This window comes from Thermaerobacillus caldiproteolyticus (assembly GCF_013761245.1).
Lineage (GTDB): Bacteria > Bacillota > Bacilli > Bacillales > Anoxybacillaceae > Thermaerobacillus > Thermaerobacillus caldiproteolyticus.
The window spans coordinates 135954-161787 of the sequence record NZ_JACDUT010000002.1; the positions used below are offsets into that span (position 1 = coordinate 135954).

Below are 25834 nucleotides of genomic sequence, written 5' to 3' on the forward strand. Positions count from 1 at the left end.
CTATGATTCATGTCCGACAAGTGATGTTCCTAAACGAATGAACGTTGCTCCTTCTTCAATGGCAATAACGTAATCGTTTGACATTCCCATCGACAATTCCGTGCATGGTGCATTCGGAATATGTAAGGCTTGTACACTTTCTTGCAGTATTTTTAATTGACGGAAACATCGGCGAAGAAGCGCTTCATCGTCTGTATAAGGAGCCATCGTCATTAAGCCAACGACCTCGATTTTTGAAAAATCGCGCAGCTGTTGGATAAATGGGATGACTTCTTCTTTGGACAACCCGTGCTTTGTCGCCTCTCCTGATACATTTACTTGCACGAAACATTTTACACGTTTTGTTGCTCGTTTTTCAATTTCTTGGGCGAGGGATAAACGGTCGAGCGAATGAATATAGTCGACTTTGTCAATAATATTTTTCACTTTACGGGATTGAAGTGTACCGATAAAATGCCACGTCACTTCAGAACCTAACGTCTCATATTTGTGCAATAACCCGTCATCGCGATTTTCACCTAAATCGGTAATTCCAGCCGCTACCGCCTCTTTTGCTCGCTCGACACTTACATATTTCGTAACAGCAACGATGCGAATGTCGGCAGGATCTCGTCCTGCACGCGTACAGGCGGCTTCGATGTTTTCACGAATGATTGTTAAATTGTCACGAACTGACATCGATCATTCCTCCCTCCTGCCGATAAACGCCATCATTCTTCCTGTCTTACCGTTATCACGGCGATGTGAGAAAAATAAATGATCTGTACAACTTGTACAGTAATGCGAAAGGTAAATTTGTTCTTCACGCATCCCCGCTTTTATAAGCAATACCTTGTTTAGCTCTTTTAAATCAAGAGCATATTGTCCTACACTGATAAGACGATAAGGAACAGAGTTAGTTTCACCTAAGACATTGTTCACGAGGTGAATGACACGATCGTCGACGATATAGCAACATGAACCAATGGACGGGCCGATCGCTACATAAATATCATCAAAAGGAATATGCTCACGTTCGTTCCAAAGGCGAACCATTTTCCCCGCAATATTTTTTACGGTTCCTTTCCAACCCGCATGCGCGAGACCAATCATATTTTGTTTCGGTGCGATAAAATAAAGGGGAACACAATCAGCAAAACATAACGTTAGCAGCACTCCTGCTTCGTCTGTATACAATCCGTCCGTACCCGCAATGGCGGAATGATAATCGACAACTCCTTTTCCTCCATCGCTTTTCGTCACTTTTTCAATACGCGAATCGTGTGTTTGCTCACAACAAACCCACCGTTCTAACGGAAACTGTAACAAATTCGCTAATGTTTGACGGTTGTGACGAACAGAAGAGACAACATCGCTGACATGCAAGCCTAAATTGAACGTGGCGAACGGCTCATCACTTATTCCTCCATGTTTCGTTGTAAAGCCAGCGACAACCTCTTGGCTCAATTTGCTCCAATTCTGTAATAAAAGGAGCTCTTCCCCAGTTCGTTGAAAAATCTCCGACATGATCGTCATCCTCTTATTTGCGTTTTTTGTAGGTTTTTATCACTTTTTTTCCTATTTTATCATAGTTTGCTTAAACTTGATAATCATTATTTATTCACTTTCGTTTAAACGAACTAAAATCACATCCGCACCAACCTTCACAATATTGCTCCACGGAATGACTGTTTCCTCTTCGCGACCGAACAAACCAAGAACTTTTCCTGTTCCTAAAATAATTAGCGATTCAATTTGACCTGTTTGTAAATTAATATCAATATCGCCGATGTTTCCTAATTTTTTGCCGTTTGCGACATTGACAACATCTTTTGTTTGAAACTCAGAAATTTTTACCATAAAAATCCCCCGCTTTTCTCCTCTTTATATCTTACTATATGATTTTTCTTCGGTTGTTCATGACTTGATAAAAAAGAAAAGAGCTGCTCTTACAAGAACAGCTCCTTATACTTGAATATTTTTATTCATTTGGCGAATCGCCGCTTTTTCCAATCGCGACACCTGTGCTTGGGAAATGCCAATTTCTTCGGCTACTTCCATTTGCGTTTTCCCTTGGAAAAAGCGTTTGCGAATAATCATTTTTTCTCGTTCATTTAATCGACGCAATCCTTCTTTTAAAGCAATTTCCTCGATCCATTGACTATCGCGATTGCGTTCATCACTCAATTGATCCATCACATAAATCGGGTCGCCGCCGTCGTTGTAAATCGGCTCAAATAACGATACCGGATCTTGAATCGCGTCTAAGGCAAAGACGACTTCTTCGTGGGAAACCCCGAGTACTCTGGCAATTTCCTCAGCTGTCGGCTCTTTCGCTGTTTCCCCCATTAATTTTTCACGCACTTGCAGCGCTTTGTAGGCAATATCGCGCAACGAGCGGGAGACGCGAATCGGATTGTTGTCTCGCAAATAACGGCGAATTTCTCCAATAATCATCGGTACCGCGTACGTAGAAAATTTTACATTTTGGTTTAAATCAAAGTTATCAATCGATTTCATAAGTCCGATACATCCTACTTGAAACAGGTCATCCACAAATTCACCACGGTTGTTAAACCGTTGAATGACGCTTAACACAAGTCGTAAGTTTCCGTTGACGAGCTTCTCTCTTGCCTCTAAATCGCCTTCATGCATTCGTTTAAAAAGCTCTCTCATTTCTTCATTGTTTAATACTGGAAGCTTTGATGTGTCTACACCACAAATTTCAACCTTGTTTCTTGTCAAGTCTTTCCCTCCCATCAGGAGATGCTGTCAATTTTCAGTATCTCCTTAGGAAGGAAAAATATGCACATTCCCTATTGCCAGAAAAAAGCGACAATAAGAATTGTCCACTCCAATTACATCATTTTATTGAATTCTTTCCGCAATCGTTTAATAATTCGCTTTTCAAGCCGGGATATGTAAGATTGCGAAATGCCAAGCAAATCAGCAACATCTTTTTGCGTCTTTTCTTCTCCACCAGAAAGACCGAAGCGCAGTTCCATAATTTGTTTTTCACGGTCACTTAATTGATGGAGTGCATTTAACAATAAATGACGATCGACATTGGCTTCGAGATCTTTTGTAATGACATCATCTTCTGTTCCCAGTACATCGGATAACAATAGCTCATTTCCGTCCCAATCGATATTCAGCGGCTCATCAAACGATACTTCGGAACGCACTTTGTTATTTCGACGCAAATACATCAAAATTTCATTTTCGATACAGCGCGATGCGTATGTCGCCAGTTTAATTTTTTTCTCGGGATTGAACGTATTGACAGCTTTGATGAGCCCAATCGTGCCGATGCTAATTAAATCTTCGATATTAATACCTGTATTCTCAAATTTGCGCGCAATATAGACGACAAGCCGCAAATTGCGTTCAATTAAAAGCGAACGCGCCGTTTCATCACCGGATGGGAGTTTTTTCAGCAGCATCTCTTCTTCTTCTTTCGTCAGCGGCGGCGGCAGCGCCTCACTTCCACCGATATAGTAAATTTCATCGGTCTTCACGCCTAATTTCATAAGCAACTTATACCAGAAATAAACGATGCGAAGTTTCCACGTTTTCATGAAAATCCCCCTTCTAATTTGACAAAACGTGAGTATGATATAGTAACGAACTTATGAAGCGGTTAACCGTTTTCCTGTTTGTACCATTTTCGGATGCACAATGCATTGATATTCCCCATCTGCTGATAAACTCGCTTCATTCAATCCAACAAGCCCTTTTTGTACCTCGATCCACTCGTTTTCATAGCAAATCATAATACGGTCCGGTCTTACAGCTACTAAAAACTGTTGCTCTTTGCCGACAGCACGATACGGAATAAGACGTAGTCGGCATGACCATTTTCCTAGATACTCATCATCAAGCCAAGCAAAATTTCGCGCTGACATCATTGTTAATAACCGTTCTGGAAATATTGCTTTGACCTTATCGATTTCCACAATCATGACAGGCGTTTTCGTCATGGGATCGTAGAGCTGATTGCCGCTGTCAATAAGCCCTTTTAATGGAATATGAGTCCCATCAAAAGTGAGCAATACATCAACGATGCTATCAAACCGCAGCTTTTTCTCACGTATTCCCTCAATACGCTTTCGTGAAAAAAACCATAAAATCGGAAACCCGACCAATACAAACAGCCAGCTAACAGGGTCTCCGGCTCCCATTGAATACGTAGTCATCACTCCTGAGGAGACGTGTACCTCATTTTGTAAAAAATAATGGATCGCTATCAAACCACCTCCTACCATAAACGTCGCAAAATAAAACGTAAATACATTTTCTAAAAAATAACGAAATCGCTTAAAGCCAAACGCCGTATAAACAATGAAAAAGGAAAACAGAAGTTTAATAAACGGTTGCTGCGCATATAATGAGAATGGAGTAAACATGAATAACACAAGAAGTGAACCGATAAAGGCTCCGGCTATGATTCTCCAAAACACGATGTTCCGTTTTAACATAATGGCCGTCAACCAGAGCAATAAACTATCAAAACAAAGATTTAATAACCATATGACATCTAAATAAACAGACAATCGGACAGCCTCCCTTTAGCGACAAACAAAGCCAAACAATTTCTGAAAATAGTATATAGTACATCTTACTGGAAAGTCTGTCAATTTATGATGGAGAAAAACAGAATCTTTTGTCAAAGAATAAGAAAAGCGGCGGCCCAATTTCTCCTATAAACTCTCCACATCCTAGTCGACAAACGACGAAATGCTGCCGTCCCAGTTCCGCGATGACCAAATGCTTTCGTCCACAGAAATGCTTTCACTTCAAGGGAGAAGATTTTGACACAAGAGCGATTGATAAAACAACTGAGGAAAGTTATTTTCCAGACACCGCGCCTGCATGACTTAGCGAAGAAGCTGATTCAAGCAGTAGACACGCTGCGGAGCTAGACAGTTCTCTTCAAAAAGAGAAGCAAGATTTAGCAGCAAAAGCGCCGCGTTCCGCTCTTGGAACTCGGTGTTTTTCATGTTCGAAGAGCTTGTCGTTCGGCACACACAGTGTATGGTGCAACAATGCTTCAAAAAAGAAAAGAGCACGAATCATAATGATTCATGCTCTTTTGCTTAACGACGACGGTTCCGATTGCGGAGGAAAGCTGGAATGTCAAGAGGATCCTCCACTTGCGATGAGCGGAGTGAAGCATAATCTTGTGCCGGTTCATCCCGCTTCTCACGCTTGACGCTTACTGTCGTTTTTGGCGCTGTGCCAAGTCCGGAACGAAGCGGACGTGATTGTGCTGTTTCAGTTTCGTTAAATCCCGTCGCAATGACCGTAACGACGATTTCATCTTTTAAGTTTTCGTTGATGACAGAACCGAAAATCATATTGACATCTTGGTCGGACGCGGATGCCACAATATCCGCAGCTTCCTGCACTTCATATAGACTTAAGTTAGTACCACCAGTAATATTCATCAGCACACCTTGTGCTCCGTCAATAGACGTTTCTAGTAGCGGGCTTGAGATCGCTTTTTTCGCCGCTTCTGCCGCCCGATTTTCTCCGCTGGCAATTCCGATTCCCATGAGAGCGGAACCTTTGTTTGACATGATCGTTTTCACATCAGCAAAGTCAAGGTTAATGAGTCCCGGTACGGCAATTAAATCAGAAATGCCTTGCACCCCTTGACGAAGTACATTGTCAGCCTCGCGGAACGCTTCTAACATCGGCGTATTTTTATCCACAATCTCCAATAAGCGATCGTTTGGAATGACAATCAATGTATCCACCGCTTCTTTCATAGCAGCGATTCCGCTTGCTGCTTGGGTAGCGCGCTTCCGTCCTTCAAACGTAAACGGACGAGTAACAACACCGACCGTTAATGCCCCTAAATCGCGCGCAATTTGCGCAATAACAGGAGCTGCGCCGGTCCCTGTTCCGCCTCCCATTCCTGCGGTAACAAACACCATATCAGCGCCTTTTAACGCTTCCTCAATTTGCTCTTTACTTTCTTCAGCCGCTTTTTTCCCTACTTCCGGATTTGCTCCTGCCCCTAAACCGCGCGTTAATTTTGCGCCAATTTGTAGTTTCGTAGGAGCTTTTGATAAATTTAACGCTTGTGCATCTGTGTTAACAGCGATAAACTCGACACCTTGTACACCATGTTCAATCATTCGGTTTACAGCGTTGTTTCCACCGCCGCCAACACCGATGACTTTAATTGTTGCTAACTGATCAACAGTAGTGTCAAACTCCAACATGACAAAATCCTCCCAATAATTCAATCTCTATTCAAAGAAATAGCCGAAAAATTTTTTTACTTTTTGCCCTAAATTCTCGTCTTTCGCCTTTTGTTTCGCTTTAGATGGCTGCTGTTTTTGTGGCCGTTTTTCTGCCGATTCTGCTACGGCTGCCGCAACAGGAATCGAGCGACCTTGTAATCTCGCTTGACGATAGGCAAACTTAATGAGCCCGACTCCTGTTGTATACTGTGGATCACGCACACCAATATAATCTGGAATGGCAATGCGAACACTGTTATCAAGCACTATTTGTGCAAGCTCCAAAATTCCCGGCATGTTCGCAACGCCGCCCGTCAGGACGTATCCGCCCGGTAAGTCTCGAAATCCTAGTTTACGAATTTCATATTGAACCATTTGAAAAATTTCTTCAAGTCTTGCTTCAATAATATCAGCCACCTCAAGCTGACTAAATTGCTGGTGCTGATCAGTGCCAATGATTGGAACGCTAAATACTTCTTCTTCAGAAGCATGATCATAAAAGGCATGTCCATGCTTTAATTTAATTTTTTCGGCGTCTTCGGTAGACGTCCGCAAACCAATGGATAAGTCTTTTGTAATATGATCGCCCCCGACTGGCAAAACGGATGTCGCTTGGAGAAATCCTTGTTCAAAAACGGCAACAGTGGTAGAGCCTCCACCGATATCTACCAACGCAACACCTAAGTTTTTCTCATCCTTTGATAAAGCAAGTGAACCAGCGGCAAGCGGTTGTAAACAAATATCAGTAATTTCAAGCCCTGCTCTTTCGACGCAACGAAGCAAATTATGTAAAACCGTCTTTGCTCCTGTAATCATCGTCCCTTCCATCTCGAGACGCACCCCAAGCATACCGCGAGGATCGCTAATTCCGTCGAGACCATCGACAATAAATTGCTTAGGGATGACACCGATAATTTCTCGATCCGGTGGAATCGACATCACCTGTGCGGCATCCATCACACGCGCTACATCCTCGTCGGTAATTTCACGATTGGCACTAGAGACAGCGACAATACCATGGCAGTCTTGCAACTGGACATGGTTGCCCGTTACGCCAACGACGACGCGATTAATGGTTAAGCCCACCATTCGTTCCGCTTGGTCAATCGCACGTTTAATCGATTGAACCGTTTCATCTATATCAACAATCGAGCCCTTTTTGAGCCCTTCGGATTTTACATTGCCAACTCCAATAATATTCAACGATTCGTTTAACATTTCGCCAATAATAACCTTAACACTGGATGTACCGATGTCAAGACTAACAACGACTTCATTGCTGTTCATTCTGTGGCACCTCCTTTAACAAAGTGAACAATATGATGTATCGAACAGCGATGAGATGATTAGAATTTTACTCATATATTCAACATTCAAGAAACATTCCCTTTTTTCAAACTCAATTTTTTTCAGATTTTTGCCGCCTCTCCATCCATTTCGTAAGCCAAATCCGACGAATAACAGCAATGTTTTGAAACAAACGAACTCCAAAAGCAAATACAGCTGCTAAATACAAGTCTACACCAAGATGGACACCGAGAAAAGCTAAACTTGCTGCTAGAATGATATTAAAAAAGAACCCCGATATAAACACGCTTTCATCGTAACTGTTTTGCAAATGAGCACGAATGCCGCCGATCAGCGTATCAAACGCTGCCAATACAGCAATCGACAGATAGTTAGAATATTCATCGGGAACGCGCAAGTCTGTTAACAGACCCAATACAAGGCCAACGATTAAGCCGATCAGCGGAAGCCACATATTAATTCTCCTCCTTTTCGGCTTTTACCGCTTTCATATATTTCACACGCACTTGCCCTTCATACGGAGGAAGGATAACGGTCGACATCGGTTTAGAAACGGTCAACTGCAAATTTTCGATAATAAAATCATCAAGAATGTTCGACACTTGTAAATGACTATATAGCGATTGGACATCATCAGCAATGACTTTAACTTCAATCGGCAAAGACGTTAGTTTCCTATTATTCACTTTCGTTACTCCGTTTACATCGCGAATCGCCGTTGTATTAATGATACGTTCATTAGCAATCGCAATTTCTTTTGCTCCATACATGTTCAATTCATTGACGAGTCTCTTTAATAATTCGGGAGATACCGTCTCTGTAATCGGACCGACATAGTTATCGGGATAAAACGGCTCAATCGTTAGCACAAGCCCCGCTCCTTTTGCTTCTGTTAATCCGGCTTCTTGCTTTAACTCATTGACTGTTTCCTGCAGAACGGTTTCTTTACTAGTCGATTGTTTTTTCTCATAGCTATGCAGCTTTTCTTCATAATCACGAATCTCTAATAATAATCGGTGCTGCAGCTCCTGTTCCTGTTTTAAATCTTTGCGAAGTTCCCAAATATCACGCGTATCGCGCACGACCGGCTGCCTTATCGTTTGAAATTGAACCGCGAGCATAAACCCGATAATCGTTGTAATCAGCGTAAAGTGAATCATTTTTTTTCGTTCCAACAAGCTTCACCAAACTTTCCGTTTTCACCAAAACCATCACGTTTATTCCGTATGAAAAATCGGATCTAATGTAATTTCATCTTTGCTGACAATTTTCACAACAATGTTGTCATTGACAAGTTGGTCCTTCACACCCCCGGCTATATTAAGCGATGCAGTAAGCACGTCAGGGTCGCCAATGGCCGAAATGACAAAAGGAGCAGAGTGCTGGATTCCGTCTACTTCAATCACCGGTCCATTGCACATAATGTACGAGCGGTGCGAGATTCGTTGTCCATTAATGGCAATGGCTTCCGCTCCAGAGATAAGTAATTCATGAATGACTTTAAAGACATGTTGCTCATGAACGATATAGTCTGTCGCGCTTTGTTCAGAAGGAATGTAAGACGCATCTGATAGCGTCACTTCGATTCCTTTCCCTTTTACTGCGATCTTTCCCGTATACATTCGCAATTGTTCGGCTTCTTTGACTAAATCTGTATATGTCTTTTTTTCGCTCGCTAACGACTTCTCCATTTGCTGAACTTTTTGTTGTTTTTCGATTAACTCTTCTTCTAATTTACGATTTTCCTTTTGTTGCTCAATGAGCTGTTGACGATACTCGTATTCTTTTTGCCATTGTCGATCGGTGACATTTCGCTTTGTTGCTTTATCTTTAGCATATTGGTAAGAGAAAGAAATCATAAACCCTAACACGAGGCAAACAAAGGAAAGGATGACCTGTTTACCTTTCACCTTTTTCATTGTCATCCCCCTTCGTTTCGGACTCGTACGCTTTAAAATAATTGCTGACTTCCAAATGAATGACACCTTTCACATTTGGATTTAACTGCTTCACAATTGATGGATATAACACCATCTTTTTAGCAAAATTTTGTACATTTGCACTTACCTCAAATCCATCATTCATGTAGACGGTGATATGATAGCGGTCGTGGTCGCTTGGCGTATGGTGAATTTCGGAAATGGCACTCAATATGTATGAAGGGAGTTTAGCCAATTGTCCAGCGATTTCTTGAATATCTTCTCCTTCTTTCCAATTTACTAAAATCGGTGCATCGCTTGGAGCTGTTTTCGGTGCGTTTTTTACTAAAATGCGACCGTTTTCTAAAAGCGGAAAGAACGTCTGTTTATCATAGATATAAGCGATCCTTCTCCGCTCTTTGACATGTATGACAACCGTATTAGGAAACTGTTTTTCAAGATGCACTTTCTCCACTTCCGGATGGGCACTGATGTGCCGTTCAACTTGTTCGGCTTTTACTTTCCAGAAGCTTGTCCGGCTTGTCAAACCGCTAAATTCAATAAGTTGTTTGGCTGGAATATGCTTATTGCCTTTCACTTCGATATGCTTGATATTGCTTAACGGCGATTGGAAATAAATTATGCATAAAATAAGGATAAAAAAGAAGGCAATATAGATGGTTAATCGGCGATTAGCTTTTTGTTTTCGCCGCTGTTTCAGCTTAGGCACCCGTTCTTCTAGAACGACGACTTTCCCTTTTTCCAAATTCGTTCACCGCTTTCCGATGCTTACTCGAAAGCAAGTCGATAAGTAACAATAAAACAAACGGCACTATTCCATGCCGTTATAGCTTTATGTTCACAGTTGTGAACAAACCTGCTTCTATTATAACACAATATGGGGAAAGAAGTGGCTCAATTTTTATGACTTTCGACCAACGATTTCTACTTCTGTCTGCAAGTCGATTCCGTGTAACTGTTTAATCGTCTTTTTCACATAGTCAATCAAATCAAGAACATCTTGAGCTTTGGCATTTCCTACATTAACGATAAAATTCGCATGCTGCTCAGAAATTTTCGCGCCACCGATCGCATATCCTTTTAGTCCTGCTTCCTCAATCAGCCTTCCTGCGTAATGCGGCAATGGATTGCGGAAAATGCTGCCCGCGCACGGATAGTTCCAAGGTTGTGTTTCGCGACGATAGTCTTTATTTTTTTGCATTCTTGCCACAATTTCTTCACGATTTCCTTGTTTTAATTGTAAAATCGCAGCAAGACAAATTCCCGGGCGCTTTGTTTGCAAAATTGAGGTTCGATAGGCAAACTCCATTTGTTCATTGGTAAGCCATTCGATCGTTCCATCAGGAAACAAAATTTGTGCTTTTTTCACTATACGGGACATATCCGAACCGTGAGCTCCAGCATTCATATAAACGGCGCCGCCAACTGAACCCGGAATTCCACCGGCAAACTCAAGACCAGATAATCCTTGTTTACTAATGACTGTTGCTAGTCTGATCAGTGAATAGCCACCGCCAACCGTAACTTCCTCTCCCTCGACTTTCAATTCATCTAATCCTTCTCCGAGCTTAATGACAACTCCTTCTATTCCTTCATCGGAAACTAGCAAGTTCGATCCCCGGCCGATTGCCCGCCAGCTTACTTGATGTTTTTGAATAATCTCCATTGCTTTTTTTAGACTTTCGATGCTGTCCGGCTCCACAAAAATATCCGCTGGCCCCCCAACTTTCATCGTTGTATGGTTTGCTAGCGGCTCTTGTTCCTTTACCTTACCGATATTCGCTTCCAATAGCTCCGCTACTAACGGCTTCAACGATATTCTCCCCTTTCCTATCTATGTATCATCGTATCTGTTTTTTGTGACTGTCGCCCCCTGCTCACAAAAGGAGAGGGGCTTTCTCCTCAATCCATGAAATGAAGAGATTCCCCTGTTCTCAATAGCGCGCATGTTTGCTAATATTCAGCAAAACCCCAATAGCCATAAGCATCAGCGTTAACGATGAACCACCATAGCTTAAAAATGGCAGCGTAATCCCTGTTACCGGCATTAACCCTGTGACAACGCCAATATTAATCATTACTTGAATCGCAATCATCGAGATGATGCCAATCGCAAGAAAACTTCCATATAAATCAGGAGCCCCAAGAGCGATTCGTACTCCGCGCCAAAGAAGTAAGCTGAATAGTAACAGTACAAGTGATCCGCCGATGAACCCAAGTTCTTCAGCTAAAATTGCAAAAATGAAATCCGTTTGCGGTTCAGGCAAATAAAAAAACTTTTGCCGACTTTGTCCTAACCCTAGTCCAAATAATCCGCCCGGTCCAATCGCATAAAGAGATTGAATAATTTGAAACCCGCTTCCAAGTGGGTCTTCCCATGGATTCAAAAACGACGTAATCCGCTTAATGCGATACGGTGCCGATAAGACGAGGGCAGCAAATCCAGCTAATCCCAGCAGGCCTAACCCGACGAAATGACGAATTCGCGCACCAGCTACAAAAATCATCGCGATACACGTACCCACCATGACTGTTCCCGTTCCTAAATCAGGTTGCAACATAATAATCCCAAATGCGACGAACACAAGCGCTAACGCCGGGAACAAGCCATGCTTAAAAGATGTTATTTTTTTTTGATTGTCCGATAAGTATTTGCCTAAAAAAGCAATCATCGCAAGTTTCATAAATTCTGACGGCTGGATCGAGAACGCGCCGACACCAATCCAACTGCGCGACCCATTTCGCACCATCCCGACTCCGGGAATTAAGACGAGAACAAGCAGGGCAAAACAAATAATGAGTAATACTTTCGACCAGTCCCGCCATATCCAATAGTCGATGTTCATAATAAAAAACATCGCGATGATTCCGACTCCAGCAAATAAAAGTTGCCGTTTCGCAAAGAAAAATGCGTCGTGAAACTTATACTCTGCCCAAACTGCACTGGCACTATACACCATAATCAGCCCGATCGCAAGAAGCGAAAACGTAAGGACAATGAGCAAAAAATCAGGCGTAGACTTTTTCCGCGGCAATGCCCAACACCTCTGCTTTGATAAACTGTAAGGAGCATGTCTCCTTATTTCAACTTATGCACGGCGCCTATAAAAATATCCCCTCTTTGTTCAAAAGTTTTATATTGATCCCAACTTGCACATGCCGGTGACAACAAAATAACATCCCCCGGCTCGGATAATTGATAAGCAACAGGTACCGCTTTTTCCACATTATCGACATGTTTAATCGTTTCTATTCCCGCCTGTTTCGCGACACGCTCTAGTTTAGGAGCGGTTTGTCCAAATAAAATGATCGCCTTAACATTGTGCAAATAAGGGATAAGCTCATCAAACTCGTTGCCGCGGTCAAGTCCACCTGCTAAAAGAATAACAGGTTCACCTTCGAAAGCAGACAATGCTTTTTGTGTTGCAAGTATGTTCGTCGCTTTCGAATCATTGAAAAATTTTCTTCCATTGATAGTCGCTATATATTGGAGACGATGTTTCACCCCAGTAAATGTCATTAATACATGTGCGATCGTCTCATTGTCTACGCCCACTAATTTCGCTACTGAAATCGCCGCTAATATATTTTCAAGATTATGCTTTCCAGGTAGGGCAATATCCGATGTAGCAATGACAGCTTCCTCGTTCCAGTAAACCGAGCCATCTTTGATATATGCCCCATTCTCTAATATTTTTGTCGTCGAAAATAATATTTTTGTCGCATCAAAACCCTCAGCAAGTTTCATCACGGTGTTATCGTCTGCATTAACAACAGCATAATCGCTCGTTGTTTGATTTCTAAAGATGTTTCCTTTCGCTTGCACATATGCTTCTTTTGTCCCATGGTAGTCAAGATGAGCGTCAAAAATGTTCAGCAATACGGCGATGCGAGGGCGAAATTCACAAATGCCCATGAGTTGAAATGAAGATAATTCTGTAACAATCCAATTTTCCTCTCTAGCTGTTTTCGCTACCTCGCAAGCAACCGTTCCGATATTCCCTGCAATAAGGGGGTGTTTGTTCCCTTCTTTTAACATTTCATAAATTAGCGTTGTGGTCGTTGTTTTGCCATTCGAACCAGTAATGCCGATCAACGGTGCTTCAGAAATTTGGTACGCCAGCTCGACTTCCGTTATCACCGGAAGCCCTTTTTTTAATGCCTTCTCGACAATCGGGTTCGTATATGGAATTCCTGGATTTTTGACAATCAAATCAAACGGTTCATCAAGCAATTCGAGCGGATGTCCACCGCAAACGACGCGGATTCCTAATTTTTCTAATTGCTGCGCCGCTTCATTTTCCGCAAACGGCTTTTGGTCATTAACCGTTACGTTTGCACCTAATTCATGAAGCAAGCTGGCTGCAGCAAATCCGCTTTTCGCTAAACCAATGACTAACACACGTTTATTTTGATACATCGTCACCTGTTTCAATTAAATCCACACCTCTATATAAATTCCGAGCATTGCAAATAATAAGCCAACCGCCCAAAACGTGACGACAACACGCCATTCGGACCAGCCGATTAGCTCATAATGATGATGCAATGGACTCATGCGAAATACTCGTTTTCCTGTTGTTTTAAAAGAAATCACTTGAATAATCACCGATAATGTTTCGATGACAAATACGCCACCAATGATGACAAGCAATAGTTCTAGCTTTGTTAGCATGGCTACCGCAGCGATCGCTCCCCCTAATGCAAGCGATCCTGTGTCACCCATGAACACTTTGGCCGGGTGGGCGTTAAACACAAGAAAACCAAGAACAGCGCCGACAACCGCAACACTAAAAATAGAGACATCATATTGGCCTTGATTCCACGCAAGAACAGCATAGGCACCAAATGCAATCGCTGCGGTTCCTGCCAATAATCCGTCTAAACCGTCTGTTAGGTTTACCGCATTCGAGCCGCCAACAAGCATAAAAATAAGCAGCAAAATATAGCCCCAGCCTAAATCAATCGACAGATCTGTTCCTGGAATATGTAAGGCAGTGGAAAATCCATTTCGTTGATAAACCATATAAAAGATAAGCGCAATAATGAGTTGGCCAATGAATTTTTGTTTACTTGTTAAACCGAGGTTGCGCTTCATCACCACTTTAATAAAGTCATCTAAAAAGCCGAGCACGCCGTAGCCGATCGTCACCAATAGCAATAAGTACGTTTCGACCGTTACACTAGCAAACTTGTTCGTCATAAAAAGTGTCGTGATGACAATCGATAATAAAATCATGATTCCCCCCATCGTTGGGGTACCAGATTTTTTTTGATGCGATTTTGGCCCTTCCTCTCGTATGCTTTGCCCGAATTTTAGCCTTCTTAAGAAAGGAATAAAAATAGGCGATAACAATACTGTAATGGCAAAGGCCGTGATGATGGTAAACACGATGACTTGCTCTAGCATGACCGTTCACATCCTTCTTGTCCTTGAGCACTGAACCATTTCTGTTGTAGTTGTTTCAATTGATCCATTACCGCTATATCATATGAGCGACTTTGTTCATTATGATGAATAGTAAGAGAAAATATAGTTTCATTTCCTGCTTCTTTTGTTTTTTGATATGTTTCTACTATCATCTGTAGCCCTTGAAGGGGCGATGGAACGAAAAAGACGGGAAAATGATTCGGAATGTATCGTGGTAAATCCATTCCTTCTTGCCACAGGGAAGCAATCGCTCCATGCTCAATAGCAATTTTCAATGATTCAGCTGCATCCATAAGCGGAACAAATAATCCCTTTGGCGCTTGTTGATATGGATCAACAAAAACATGATAAAACTTAATCGTATCGTCGACAATCCCCCGCGTAGAAGGAAATAATTGTTTGAGCATTCGATAGGTTAACATCGCGCTTTCCGCTCCTTAATCGCTTGGCGAGCTACAAGGCGGTCATCAAATTCAATCACTTCGTCTCCGATGATCTGATACGTTTCATGCCCTTTGCCAGCGATTAAAATAATATCCCCTTCTTTCGCTTGCTCGACTGCATAGCGAATCGCTTCTTTTCGATCCACAATGGTGACATACTCTGCTCCTTTAACACCAGCTTCCATATCTTTCAAAATATCTTCCGGACGTTCGGAACGTGGGTTGTCAGAAGTGAAAATGGCAACATCCGCGTATTGTGTTGCAATTTGTGCCATTAACGGACGTTTTGTCCGGTCGCGGTCACCGCCACAACCGACAATAACATAAACACGGTGTTGCGCAAATTGCCGGATTGTTTTCAAGACGTTTTCTAAGCTGTCTGGTGTATGGGCATAATCGACAATGACAGCAAAGTCTTGCCCTTCATCGACTGTTTCAAGCCGCCCAGGAACCCCTGAAATTTCTTCAATCGACTCCACAATGGTCGAAAGAGAAACGTCCGATACGAGACAAGCCGCTACAGCCGCTAACAAGTTATACACGTTAAAGCGACCGACTAGCTTCGTTTTCACCCGAACGGTTTCATATGGTGTTACTAAATCAAACGCCATTCCGCTTGGCGTCATGTCGATCCTCTTTGCCATGATGTCGCTTTCTTTTTCAATGCCGTATGTAATCAGCGTTGCCGCTGTCATGTGCTTATATTGCTCTGAAGCAGGGTCATCCTGATTAAGAACCGCAAATTTCGGACGCCGATGATCAAAACGATTGCCAAGCTGTGCAAACAACAGTCCTTTCGCTTGACGATACTCATCCATTGTTCGATGGTAATCTAAATGGTCTTGCGTCAAGTTCGTAAACACCGCTACATCATAATCACAGCCGTGCACACGCCCCATATGCAGCGCATGGGACGATACTTCCATAATGGCAACATCGACGTTCTCATCCACCATCTGTTTAAACGTTTTTTGCAATATGAGCGACTCTGGAGTGGTATTTTGAACATTGTATGTTTTGTCGCCAATTTTCATATGAACGGTCCCGATAAGGCCTGTTTTTTTCTTTGCCTTTCGAAATATGTGCTCTATTATATGAGTCGTCGTTGTTTTCCCATTTGTGCCCGTAACACCGATTAAATGTAAACGATGGGTCGGCTGTCCGTAAAATGCATCAGCAAGCACCGCCATCGCACGGCGACTGTCACGAACGATGACAACAGGAACATTGACATCAACCTGTCGTTCTGCGATAACGGCAACAGCCCCATTTTCCACTGCTTGCTTAGCAAAATCGTGACCGTCAACCGTAAATCCTCGAACACAAATAAATAAAGACCCTTGTTTAACCTGCCGCGAGTCCATTTCGATGGATGTAATCGTCGGATTGTCTCCAACATATATTGTAAAATCGTGCAAATAAGAAAGCAACGTTTGCAGTTTCATCTTTGCTCATTCCTCTCGTTTGAATTCTCTGTGAAGGGAACGGTAAAAAAACGGAAAAGAAGGGGCTGTTCAACGACTAATGCGATCGCCCCTTGTCATCATGAATCGATTCGTTCTTAACGTGATTCTCCAGCAGACGTTTCGGTTGATTTTGGCCCTAGGTAGATACGAATCGTTGCACCATCTTTTACTTTCACTCCTGGTTTTGGAGCTTGTTCGACGACGACCTCACCTTCTCCACTAACATCTAATTTTAAGTTAAAAAGCTGCTCTTGCAAGTCTTTTTTTGATAAACCTACTAAATTAGGAACTTTGACCATTTTCGTTTCATTCCATGCCCGTTCTTTTTCAATTTGATCTTTGCGCGGTTTAACTCCAAGCGCCCGCAAACTATCTTCCATAATTTTCCCAACAATTGGTGCAGCAACTACTCCGCCAAATTGCACTGTGCCTTTCGGATTATCTACCGCTACATAAACGACTAACTGTGGGTCATCCGCTGGCGCAAAGCCGATAAAGGAAACAATATAATTGTCTTTTAAATATCGACCATCTTTCGCTTTTTGTGCCGTTCCAGTTTTTCCGCCGATGCGGTAGCCTTCGACGAAAGCCCCTTTCCCTGTTCCTTGGGCAACGACACTTTCAAGCGCATAACGAATTTGCTTCGATGTTTCCTCGGAAATAACACGTCGCTTCGCTTTTGGTGTATTTCGGCTAACAACTTCCCCTGATTCAGGGTCGACCCATTCTTTCGCAATGTATGGCGTATATAAAATTCCGCCATTAACCGCTGCCGAAACCGCCGCCACTTGTTGAATCGGCGTTACGGAAACTCCTTGGCCAAAGGCAGTCGTTGCTTGTTCAACAGGACCGACACGCTTCATGTCAAATAAAATCCCCGTTCCTTCTCCTTGTAAATCAATGCCCGTTTTTTCGCCGAAACCAAACGCTTTGATATACTTAAATAGTTTTTCTTTTCCTAGACGTTTACCTAATTCCACGAAGCCGGGGTTACACGAGTTTTGCACAACTTCTAAAAACGTTTCATCCCCGTGCCCCCCTCTTTTCCAACAGCGTAACGTCGCACCTGCCACTTTCACATAACCCGGATCGTAAAAATGATCTTTGAGCAAATCGACTTTTTTCTCTTCTAATGCAGCAGCTAATGTAATAATTTTAAACGTCGAACCAGGCTCATACGTACTCCATACCGGTAAATTGCGGTTATATATTTCCGGCAGAACGTTGCGATAGTTCGTAGGGTCAAAAGTAGGTCGACTTGCCATCGCCAGTACTTCCCCTGTATTTGGATTCATTGCAATCGCAATAATTCCATCAGGATTGTATTTCGCTTCAGCAATATCTAATTCACGTTCGACGATCGTTTGAACGCGTGAGTCAATTGTCAGCTGTAAGTTTAAACCATCGGTTGGCGGCGTATATTCATCGGCCATATTCGGCATTCGTTTTCCTTTTGCATCAGAGTAAAATTGCACCGAACCTTTTTGGCCGCTTAGCTCTTTATCATAATATAACTCTAATCCTGTCAAACCTTGATTGTCGATACCGGTAAAGCCCAAAACATGAGACAAATAGCTCCCAAACGGATAATATCTCTTCGTATCCTCTGCAATATAGACTCCTTTTAAGCCGAGAGAACGAATTTCTTTCGCCTTCTCATACGAAATTTTTCGCCCCTCTGGAATCCGTTCGATCGATGTTCGTTTCGTAACATGCTTGTATGCTTTTTCGACAGGCATATTTAATACTTTGGCCAATTTTTCCGCCGTTTCGGCTGGATTCTCCACTTGCCGCGGAACGACATAAACCGTCGGAGCACTAACATTTGTGGCAAGCGGAACCCCGTTTCGATCCAAAATTTCCCCGCGCTTCGGTTCGAACGGAATGTTCCGGCTCCATGATCCTTTCGCTCGTTCAGTTAACATGTCTCCCAATATAAATTGGACATACCCTAAACGAATGTCAATAATGGCAAAAATAAGCACTCCGATGAGCAGCACAATCGCAAGCCGCTTGCGAACAGTGACGTGTGAAACGCGCATACAGTAAGGAACCTCCCTCATTATAGGCTCGTTCCACTATATGCTTGTACTTGTCATTGTAGAACATTCCTAATCTTAATCAACCGGCTTGCCGCTGTCTTTTTTCGTATTTGTCTTTTTTTCTTCTTTCATTCGCTCTTTCCATTTTTCTGGTTTGGCAAGTTCAACAATTAAATAATCGTCTTTCTTGACCTCGGTTCCCGGACGGATATTTTGCGTAACAGCATATCCATATCCTTTCATGCTTGGTTGCAGATGAAGCAGCTCAACTACTTTCATAATATCGCGTAGCGACCAACCACGAATATCAGGCATTACTGCTTTCCCATTCGTCTTTAAGATGACTCTCTCCCCAGCAATGACGTCCTCTCCTGCTGACGGGAGCTGTGCCTCAATTTGTCCGCCATTGCCAATGACAATTGGAGTGAGCCCTTTTTCCTTTAACTCTTGTACCGCTTCTTCAACGGGTACACCGACATACGACTCGAGAGAAATTCCCTTTTTCTCTTCTTTCGTTTCTATCGATTTAGAAGAAGGGCGAATATTTAAATACTGTAAACTATTTTTCATGACCGTATTAAAAATCATCGAAACCGGTGCCGCCCCTGTTTCTGTGTACGACAGCTTTGGTTGCTGAACAGCAACATACATTAACAATTGCGGATTTTCTTTTGGAGCCATCCCCAAAAATGAGAAAATATAGTTGTCATATCCAGTTAAATAACCACCTTTTGGAGAAGGAATTTGTGCGGTTCCCGTTTTTCCAGCAACCTGGTATCCTTCAATTTGGTAAGGACGACCTGTTCCATTCTCCGAAGTAACGACCGTTTCTAAGATATCCAAGACTTTTTGGGCCGTTTCTTTCGTAATCGGTTGGCCTACCACTTCCGGATGATGCTCGACAACGACTTTTTTTGTATCAGGGTCAACGATGCGATCGATGACGTATGGCTTCATCATTTTCCCACCGTTAGCAATCGCGGTTGCCGCTTGAATTTGCTGAATCGGAGTAACCGATGTTCCTTGTCCAAATGCTGTTGTTAATTTTTCAATGGGATATTTATAAACGATGTTACCAACAGCTTCCCCCGGGAGATCAATTCCCGTTTTCTCATGAAAGTGAAATCGATGCAAATATTGCAAAAAGCGATCTTCTCCTAACTTTTCTTTCACTAAAATCGCAAAAGCAACGTTGGACGAACGTTGGACACCTTCATTAAACGAAATCGTTCCCCATCCAACTCTATTATGGTCACGGATTTCGTTTGGTCCAACTTTGTAAGATCCGGAACGGTACAGCTCGTTTCCATTGTAGACCCCTTCGTTAATCGCGGCAGCAAGCGTAAATATTTTCATCGTCGAACCGGGTTCATACGGATAAGAAATCGCGTCATTTAAATAGTTTTCAATATTTCGTTTGTTCGGATCAAAACTTGGCCTTGTCCCCATCGCTAAAATTTCCCCCGTTTTCGGGTTGGCAACGATCGCGATGATTTTTTTCGGCTTATATTGCTTTTCGACTTGATTCATCGAATCTTCTAAAAATGTTTGTATTTTTTGATCGATCGTTAGATACACATTGTCACCATTATCAGGTGGAACGATCGTTTCCTTTGTATCAGGCAAACGAAATCCTTCCGAATCTCCGCGAAATGCGACATACCCATCTTTTTCGCGCAAATAATCATTTAAGCTTTTTTCAAGCCCCATTATGCCAATGGTTTCGTTTCCGCTTTTTTCTGTTTTTTGAGCATATCCAATGATATGGGATGCAAACGTTCCGTTCGGATAAAACCGCTTCGTATCACGGATAAAGCCGATCCCCGGCAACTTCAGGGCTTCAATTTTTTTCTTCAGTTCATAGCTAATATTGCGGCCATGTGTACCAAATTCAACTTGCTTAGCCTTCTTTTTTAAAACCCGTTCCACTTCGCTTACATCCATATCTAAAAGCGGAGCTAATTTTTTCGCCGTCATCTCCGGGTCAACGACATGTTTTGGGTGGCTTGGGTCCGTTGTCATTTTCGGATCAAGCACAGCCACTACTGTATAAGAAGGCGTATCTTCCGCGAGCGCTTCTCCATTCCGATCGAAAATGGTGCCGCGTCTCGCCTCAATCGTTCGTTTTTGCTTATATTTTTCTTCCGCTTTCGCTGCTAACACTTGGCCGTCAGCCACTCCGGTCACTTGCAGTTGAACAAACCGAGCAAATAATACAAAAAAGAGCAGGCTAAATACGAGAAATAATAGTGCTGCTCCTTTATGTGTATTTTTATGTTTTTTCGCTTCCATCCTCCATCATTCCTGTACAACTTTTACATTATTTTCGTTCAAGGAAAGGCCGAGCTCTTTCGCTTTTTGCAAAATGCGCTCGTATGTGCTTAATTGTTGCACTTCGACATATAGATCATTGTTATGCTTTTTTTGCTCTTGAATCGTTTCTTCCAGTTGTTGAATCTCTTTATTCATCTGATAGATAGCCACCTGGTTTGAAACAATGTGGATGGCCGCATAAAGCGCGAATAAGAGAAATGAGACAAAAATAAGCTTTTCTCCTAAAGTGAAGCGAATTTTTAATTTTCGCTTTCGCTTTACATGTGGACGTGTTGATGAATGTTGTCGCTGGTTTTCTTGAATTTTTACCGCCGTATTATTCATCGGTTTCTCCTCCTACTCTCTCTTATAGCTTTTCAGCGATGCGCAGCTTCGCCGAACGTGCACGATGATTTGTCTCTACTTCCTCTTCGGAAGGAACGATCGGTTTTTTCGTAATGAGCTTTAATGTTGGCTGATACTCTTTAGGAATAACTGGCAACCCCGGAGGAAGTTTTGGTCCTTCGCTTGCCTCTTTAAACGCAAGTTTACAAATGCGATCTTCAAGAGAGTGGAACGTAATAACGCTAATTCTCCCACCTGGTTTTAACAAATCAATCGCTTGGTAAACTGCCTCTTTGAAGGCCTGCAGTTCATCGTTAACAGCAATACGGATCGCCTGAAAAATTCGCTTTGCTGGGTGCCCGCCGCTTCTTCGTGCAGGGGCCGGAATAGCCTCTTTAATGATTTCCACTAATTCTCCCGTTGTTTCAATAGACTTTTGGTTTCGAGCCGCCTCAATTTTCCGTGCTACTTGTTTCGAAAACTTTTCCTCCCCATAGTGAAAAAAGATGTGTACTAGTTGATCATACGACCACGTGTTGACAATGTCGTAAGCAGTTAGTGACTGATCGCGATTCATACGCATATCAAGCGGCGCATCGTGATGGTAACTAAATCCGCGCTCAGGTGTATCGAGTTGCGGAGAAGACACCCCCAAATCAAACAAAATACCATCTACTTGATCAATGCCATACTCAGCTAATTTTCTTTTTAAAAAACGAAAATTACTTTTAATAAACGTCACTTGCTTTTCATAGCGTGCTAACTTGGTTTTCGCATGCTCTATTGCCACATCATCTTGATCAAACGCAAATAATCTTCCTTCTTCTGACAGTTGTGAGAGCAAATATTCGCTATGCCCTCCACCGCCGAGTGTACAGTCTACATAAATTCCATTCGGTTTGACTTGCAATCCATCAACCGTTTCTTTTAACAAGACTGTTGTATGTTCAAACACAGTCTCACCACCTTTATCTTTCATGCTGTCTATGTAAGTGACCGTCTATTTATTATATCGTAAAATGAAACAAATTTTTAGGTGTTTTTTGTAAAAAATCGTCTTATTGTGTTTATTTGTGTCGCATTCCGTCCAGAAGTTCAGCCAATGAGAACGAATATTCGTTTTACTTTTATTTCCACGAATTGTTCTTTCTGTACTATTCTCGTTTGTAAAAAAAAATCCTGTATGAAACAGGACTTTTCTTTTCGACGTTTTCTGTTAAATATAAACAATTTTATGCGTGCCATTCCACGTATATGTTAAGCTCATCAATTGGTCAATAATATCAAAACCATATTTGTTTATGTAATAAAAAATGTTCCAAATTCGCTCCTGTGGCGCTTGATTCGGCAATAACGACGTTTCGATGCGGGCGAATTTTCGCAGCTCGATTTCATATTTCTTTTCAATGGCACGTTGCAATGTTTGCTGAAGAAAATCGATTTGCGATTGAACAAGAGCGGCATTCTTCGTCAATAAATCTGCTAAACCGCGGTCAATCTCCATTCCGATTTCCCTCAATGGTCGATGAATTGTCTCGATATCAGCTTTCGCTTTAGCAAACACGTCACCAAGCGAATAATCCACTTGACGCGATAGCCATTCCTTCTTCGCCTGTTCGGTGCGACCGTGCAAAACATCAAGAACCGTCAAGCCAACCTCGTATAAATCTGTGTGAATTGATCGCTCCACCATGGTTATATGGAGGCGCGGAACGACAGGCGGCATTGTATACCCCAACAGCGCAAACGCTTCTCTCAATTCCGCCCAATACGCAATTTCTCCAGGTCCTGCAATAAACGCTAAAGTTGGCAATAAAAATTCCTGCATAAGCGGCCGTGTCACAACATTGTTACTTAATCTGTACGGGTTCGTTTTTGCTAACAATATTAACTCATCTTTTGATACAACGATGTCACCTTTTTTGCTGCGGAACATGCCTTCTTGCCCGTCACATTCGAGCAACCACCGCTCGCGGCCATCATAATAAAATAAATTGGCTGATTGCGGGGATACCTCAAGTGTTTTTTCATAACCGATCTGCTTTAGGCGATGTTGTTGTTGCAAGACCGCCGTTGTGATTTCATTATGTCTCTCGATTAATGTGACGAAAAAGTCGCTTTCGATCTTCCTTAGCGCTTCATCAGCAGCGTTAAGGACAACCAACCCTTCGGAAGCGAACAGACGCAACACAATGAAAGCAAAAAAATCAACAAATGTTTTCGCCTCATCTAAACAACGCGCAAGAAAATCGAGCATTTCATTTGTCGTATTGGTTTCCCCATACGTCTCCACAATTTGTTGAATCCATTGTAAACAGGCTTGTTGATCAATAGGCACCTCCGCGACCATCCTCTTTTCATGAACAGAATGCGGGTAGGTTCGCTTTTTAATTTTTCCTTCTTCAACAACATAAAGATGATCAACTTCAGCGATATCGTGATCCTCTCCGGCGATCCAAAAAATCGGAACAACCGGAACTCCTAACGCCTTCTCCTGTTCTTTTGCTAACTTCAAAATCGATATGATTTTATAGATCGTATAAAGCGGCCCCGTCAATAAGCCAGCTTGTTGCCCTCCGACTATGACAACACTAGACGGATCAAGCAGCTTTTCGATATTTCGCAATGTTTGCGGACTTGCTTGAAACCTCTCATGATAGGAACGCAAATAGTTGACTAACTCACGACGCGGATACGTTTTGTCTTTTAGTTCACGCACCCGCCTCCGAAACACATCCTCTTCCTGAAACGAATAAACGAATCCTGTTTCGAGCGGAAATGTCCCATTTATATAATCTGTTGCTAACGGTGTTGTTGCTGGTAAAGAAATTTCCCACATCTCCATGTCTGTAAACTCCCTTTCTCGTTCTTGCTTATTTTCCTCCCATGAGTATAGCATTTCTTTTTATAAATGAAAAAACATGCGCTCAACCAATTATATATTGCTAGATACGCGCATAATCATTCCATAGACAAGCAAGCTGAAATAAAGGGAGAAAAATAGAAGAAAATTAAACCGCCAAAACAGGCGAAATACGACTCTCATATGTAAATCTCCTTTTTTCTTCCAATAACCAATGGTAAACAAAAAATTTACCACCAATAGAAACATCACAATCGCCCATAAATACGATTTGCCCCAAAGAGCCATAATTAAAAAATGAACAGCGGCAATAAAAAAAAGGGTTGATACATTAATGGCGAAATAAAACGCTCGTTTCTTTTTCTTTACCCACTTTCGCGCCAGAACATAGGTGAGAAACAATGCAAGCAACGGCATCGTCACCAACGCCGCTAATACGTGAGCAACGATGTCACCCATTCCCCTTCCTCCCTTCCAGTCCTTTTATCGCATAAAATAAAAATTGACTAAGCGGTGTCGGAATGCCGCGTTCCTGTCCTTTCCCAATGACATAACCTAAAATCCCGTCAATTTCAGTTTTCCGTCCTTGTTCAATATCTGTTAACATCGAAGAACGGTTGCCCGCCGTTTTTCGACATATGCTAACGATATGTTCCCACGCTTCTTGTTCATTCGGAAGCGCTAGCACCGTTTTGATTTCGCTAAACAATAGTTCCATCATTGTTTGATATTCGTTCACTTCAAGTAATTTTCCGTTTTTGACACGCAATAAGGCAGTTAACGGATTAATTACAGCATTCACAACGAGTTTTTTCGTTAACATTTCCTCCCAATCATCCGCATAGTGAAACGGAAAGTCAGGAATCGGCGTCATCAGCAATTGCTCGGCTTTTCCAAGTTCTCCTTGAAACAAAGAAAGAATCGTTTTGCCCATTCCAGTATGCTCAACAGTGCGGTCGTCATGTTTGAGGGCTCCATGCTCGACAACCCCCAACACAATGTTCCGCGTTTTTAAGTGTGACAATAAACGCACATGTCCCATTCCGTTTTGCAAAAAGATGAATGTTTCCACGCCCGATAGCTGTTTGCATCTTTCAATGACATAGGCAACATCGTATTGCTTTACAGCAACGATGACAACATCATCCGTGAGCAGTTCATCATCCAATAGCTTAGCACGAATTGAAATCGTTCGTTGCTGGCCTTGTTTGACCAGAGAAAGCCCTTGTTCATTCAGCACATTGGCTTGCATGTGCCGGCGTGTATATACTGTCACGTCATATTTATCATGCAAATACGCAGCCGTTAGGAGGCCAATCGCTCCAGCTCCAACAATTCCTACTCTCATGTTTCTTTTTCCTCTCTTTCCTCCAATCCACTCCCATGCCTATTTTATCAAATCATAAATCTATACGTTAATAGAAAAAAGCTGATCTAAATCGATCAGCTTTTC

General features: G+C 42.3%; 25 protein-coding genes. All 25 read right to left on the reverse strand.

The window, feature by feature from the left end:
- Positions 1 to 678: a YggS family pyridoxal phosphate-dependent enzyme gene (locus HNR31_RS04140; RefSeq protein WP_181555004.1), complete on the reverse strand. Its 678-nt coding sequence runs from the start codon at positions 676 to 678 to the stop codon at positions 1 to 3.
- A gap of 3 nt (positions 679 to 681) precedes the next feature.
- Complete coding sequence (pgeF, locus tag HNR31_RS04145) at positions 682 to 1506, reverse strand: peptidoglycan editing factor PgeF (RefSeq protein ID WP_181555005.1); 825 nt, start codon at positions 1504 to 1506, stop codon at positions 682 to 684.
- A gap of 90 nt (positions 1507 to 1596) precedes the next feature.
- On the reverse strand, positions 1597 to 1839 hold the full coding sequence (locus HNR31_RS04150) for a YlmC/YmxH family sporulation protein (RefSeq protein WP_181555006.1): 243 nt from the start codon (positions 1837 to 1839) through the stop codon (positions 1597 to 1599).
- A 105-nt stretch (positions 1840 to 1944) separates the two neighbouring features.
- On the reverse strand, positions 1945 to 2724 hold the full coding sequence (gene sigG, locus HNR31_RS04155; RefSeq protein WP_181555007.1) for an RNA polymerase sporulation sigma factor SigG: 780 nt from the start codon (positions 2722 to 2724) through the stop codon (positions 1945 to 1947).
- A gap of 113 nt (positions 2725 to 2837) precedes the next feature.
- Positions 2838 to 3557 (reverse strand): RNA polymerase sporulation sigma factor SigE, encoded by a 720-nt coding sequence (sigE, locus tag HNR31_RS04160; protein WP_181555008.1) that lies wholly within the window; start codon positions 3555 to 3557, stop codon positions 2838 to 2840.
- A gap of 51 nt (positions 3558 to 3608) precedes the next feature.
- Positions 3609 to 4532: a sigma-E processing peptidase SpoIIGA gene (gene spoIIGA, locus HNR31_RS04165; RefSeq protein ID WP_181555009.1), complete on the reverse strand. Its 924-nt coding sequence runs from the start codon at positions 4530 to 4532 to the stop codon at positions 3609 to 3611.
- Between the two features lie 543 nt (positions 4533 to 5075).
- Positions 5076 to 6209 carry a cell division protein FtsZ gene (ftsZ, locus tag HNR31_RS04170; RefSeq protein ID WP_181555010.1) on the reverse strand — a complete coding sequence of 378 codons (1134 nt, stop codon included), beginning with the start codon at positions 6207 to 6209 and terminating at the stop codon, positions 5076 to 5078.
- A gap of 27 nt (positions 6210 to 6236) precedes the next feature.
- On the reverse strand, positions 6237 to 7517 hold the full coding sequence (ftsA, locus tag HNR31_RS04175; protein ID WP_181555011.1) for a cell division protein FtsA: 1281 nt from the start codon (positions 7515 to 7517) through the stop codon (positions 6237 to 6239).
- Positions 7518 to 7629: 112 nt separating this feature from the next.
- Entirely contained in the window at positions 7630 to 7992 is a 363-nt protein-coding gene (locus HNR31_RS04180) for a small basic family protein (protein ID WP_181555012.1), read from the reverse strand.
- Position 7993: 1 nt separating this feature from the next.
- On the reverse strand, positions 7994 to 8716 hold the full coding sequence (locus tag HNR31_RS04185) for a DUF881 domain-containing protein (protein ID WP_228485614.1): 723 nt from the start codon (positions 8714 to 8716) through the stop codon (positions 7994 to 7996).
- Between the two features lie 39 nt (positions 8717 to 8755).
- On the reverse strand, positions 8756 to 9457 hold the full coding sequence (locus HNR31_RS04190; RefSeq protein WP_181555013.1) for a DUF881 domain-containing protein: 702 nt from the start codon (positions 9455 to 9457) through the stop codon (positions 8756 to 8758).
- Positions 9438 to 10223 (reverse strand): cell division protein FtsQ/DivIB, encoded by a 786-nt coding sequence (locus HNR31_RS04195; protein ID WP_181555014.1) that lies wholly within the window; start codon positions 10221 to 10223, stop codon positions 9438 to 9440. Before HNR31_RS04195 ends, HNR31_RS04190 begins: the two co-directional genes overlap by 20 nt.
- Before the next feature lie 156 nt (positions 10224 to 10379).
- Positions 10380 to 11291 carry a UDP-N-acetylmuramate dehydrogenase gene (gene murB / locus HNR31_RS04200; RefSeq protein ID WP_181555015.1) on the reverse strand — a complete coding sequence of 304 codons (912 nt, stop codon included), beginning with the start codon at positions 11289 to 11291 and terminating at the stop codon, positions 10380 to 10382.
- Between the two features lie 121 nt (positions 11292 to 11412).
- Positions 11413 to 12513 (reverse strand): stage V sporulation protein E, encoded by a 1101-nt coding sequence (gene spoVE, locus HNR31_RS04205; protein ID WP_181555016.1) that lies wholly within the window; start codon positions 12511 to 12513, stop codon positions 11413 to 11415.
- Positions 12514 to 12557: 44 nt separating this feature from the next.
- A complete protein-coding gene (murD, locus tag HNR31_RS04210; RefSeq protein WP_374058289.1) occupies positions 12558 to 13898 on the reverse strand; it encodes a UDP-N-acetylmuramoyl-L-alanine--D-glutamate ligase in 1341 nt (446 codons plus the stop codon).
- Between the two features lie 15 nt (positions 13899 to 13913).
- Positions 13914 to 14888, reverse strand: coding sequence for a phospho-N-acetylmuramoyl-pentapeptide-transferase (gene mraY / locus HNR31_RS04215; RefSeq protein ID WP_181555018.1), 975 nt, complete (start codon positions 14886 to 14888; stop codon positions 13914 to 13916).
- Positions 14882 to 15331, reverse strand: coding sequence for a hypothetical protein (locus tag HNR31_RS04220; RefSeq protein WP_181555019.1), 450 nt, complete (start codon positions 15329 to 15331; stop codon positions 14882 to 14884). The genes mraY and HNR31_RS04220 overlap by 7 nt, the downstream gene beginning before the upstream one ends.
- Positions 15325 to 16797 carry a UDP-N-acetylmuramoyl-L-alanyl-D-glutamate--2,6-diaminopimelate ligase gene (locus HNR31_RS04225; RefSeq protein WP_181555020.1) on the reverse strand — a complete coding sequence of 491 codons (1473 nt, stop codon included), beginning with the start codon at positions 16795 to 16797 and terminating at the stop codon, positions 15325 to 15327. Before HNR31_RS04225 ends, HNR31_RS04220 begins: the two co-directional genes overlap by 7 nt.
- A 116-nt stretch (positions 16798 to 16913) precedes the next feature.
- Positions 16914 to 18860 carry a stage V sporulation protein D gene (locus tag HNR31_RS04230; RefSeq protein WP_181555021.1) on the reverse strand — a complete coding sequence of 649 codons (1947 nt, stop codon included), beginning with the start codon at positions 18858 to 18860 and terminating at the stop codon, positions 16914 to 16916.
- Between the two features lie 75 nt (positions 18861 to 18935).
- Complete coding sequence (locus tag HNR31_RS04235) at positions 18936 to 21152, reverse strand: penicillin-binding protein (protein ID WP_181555022.1); 2217 nt, start codon at positions 21150 to 21152, stop codon at positions 18936 to 18938.
- 6 nt (positions 21153 to 21158) lie between these two features.
- Positions 21159 to 21518, reverse strand: a complete 360-nt coding sequence (gene ftsL, locus HNR31_RS04240; RefSeq protein WP_181555023.1) for a cell division protein FtsL — start codon at positions 21516 to 21518, stop codon at positions 21159 to 21161.
- Between the two features lie 22 nt (positions 21519 to 21540).
- Positions 21541 to 22473: a 16S rRNA (cytosine(1402)-N(4))-methyltransferase RsmH gene (rsmH, locus tag HNR31_RS04245; protein WP_181555024.1), complete on the reverse strand. Its 933-nt coding sequence runs from the start codon at positions 22471 to 22473 to the stop codon at positions 21541 to 21543.
- Between the two features lie 261 nt (positions 22474 to 22734).
- Positions 22735 to 24363, reverse strand: a complete 1629-nt coding sequence (bshC, locus tag HNR31_RS04250) for a bacillithiol biosynthesis cysteine-adding enzyme BshC (protein WP_181555025.1) — start codon at positions 24361 to 24363, stop codon at positions 22735 to 22737.
- Positions 24364 to 24453: 90 nt separating this feature from the next.
- Positions 24454 to 24840: a DUF3397 domain-containing protein gene (locus HNR31_RS04255; RefSeq protein ID WP_181555026.1), complete on the reverse strand. Its 387-nt coding sequence runs from the start codon at positions 24838 to 24840 to the stop codon at positions 24454 to 24456.
- Complete coding sequence (locus HNR31_RS04260) at positions 24833 to 25729, reverse strand: 2-dehydropantoate 2-reductase (RefSeq protein ID WP_181555027.1); 897 nt, start codon at positions 25727 to 25729, stop codon at positions 24833 to 24835. The genes HNR31_RS04255 and HNR31_RS04260 overlap by 8 nt, the downstream gene beginning before the upstream one ends.
- Positions 25730 to 25834 lie beyond the last annotated feature (105 nt).

Excerpts from the sequence above, each read along its gene's own strand:
- HNR31_RS04140 (WP_181555004.1), bottom strand. The coding sequence starts at position 678 with ATGTCAGTTCGTGACAATTTAACAATCATTCGTGAAAACATCGAAGCC.
- pgeF (WP_181555005.1), bottom strand. The coding sequence starts at position 1,506 with ATGTCGGAGATTTTTCAACGAACTGGGGAAGAGCTCCTTTTATTACAG.
- HNR31_RS04150 (WP_181555006.1), bottom strand. The coding sequence starts at position 1,839 with ATGGTAAAAATTTCTGAGTTTCAAACAAAAGATGTTGTCAATGTCGCA.
- sigE (WP_181555008.1), bottom strand. The coding sequence starts at position 3,557 with ATGAAAACGTGGAAACTTCGCATCGTTTATTTCTGGTATAAGTTGCTT.
- ftsZ (WP_181555010.1), bottom strand. The coding sequence starts at position 6,209 with ATGTTGGAGTTTGACACTACTGTTGATCAGTTAGCAACAATTAAAGTC.
- ftsA (WP_181555011.1), bottom strand. The coding sequence starts at position 7,517 with ATGAACAGCAATGAAGTCGTTGTTAGTCTTGACATCGGTACATCCAGT.
- HNR31_RS04180 (WP_181555012.1), bottom strand. The coding sequence starts at position 7,992 with ATGTGGCTTCCGCTGATCGGCTTAATCGTTGGCCTTGTATTGGGTCTG.
- HNR31_RS04190 (WP_181555013.1), bottom strand. The coding sequence starts at position 9,457 with ATGAAAAAGGTGAAAGGTAAACAGGTCATCCTTTCCTTTGTTTGCCTC.
- murD (WP_374058289.1), bottom strand. The coding sequence starts at position 13,898 with ATGTATCAAAATAAACGTGTGTTAGTCATTGGTTTAGCGAAAAGCGGA.
- mraY (WP_181555018.1), bottom strand. The coding sequence starts at position 14,888 with ATGCTAGAGCAAGTCATCGTGTTTACCATCATCACGGCCTTTGCCATT.
- HNR31_RS04220 (WP_181555019.1), bottom strand. The coding sequence starts at position 15,331 with ATGTTAACCTATCGAATGCTCAAACAATTATTTCCTTCTACGCGGGGG.
- HNR31_RS04225 (WP_181555020.1), bottom strand. The coding sequence starts at position 16,797 with ATGAAACTGCAAACGTTGCTTTCTTATTTGCACGATTTTACAATATAT.
- HNR31_RS04230 (WP_181555021.1), bottom strand. The coding sequence starts at position 18,860 with ATGCGCGTTTCACACGTCACTGTTCGCAAGCGGCTTGCGATTGTGCTG.
- HNR31_RS04235 (WP_181555022.1), bottom strand. The coding sequence starts at position 21,152 with ATGGAAGCGAAAAAACATAAAAATACACATAAAGGAGCAGCACTATTA.
- ftsL (WP_181555023.1), bottom strand. The coding sequence starts at position 21,518 with ATGAATAATACGGCGGTAAAAATTCAAGAAAACCAGCGACAACATTCA.
- bshC (WP_181555025.1), bottom strand. The coding sequence starts at position 24,363 with ATGGAGATGTGGGAAATTTCTTTACCAGCAACAACACCGTTAGCAACA.
- HNR31_RS04255 (WP_181555026.1), bottom strand. The coding sequence starts at position 24,840 with ATGGGTGACATCGTTGCTCACGTATTAGCGGCGTTGGTGACGATGCCG.
- HNR31_RS04260 (WP_181555027.1), bottom strand. The coding sequence starts at position 25,729 with ATGAGAGTAGGAATTGTTGGAGCTGGAGCGATTGGCCTCCTAACGGCT.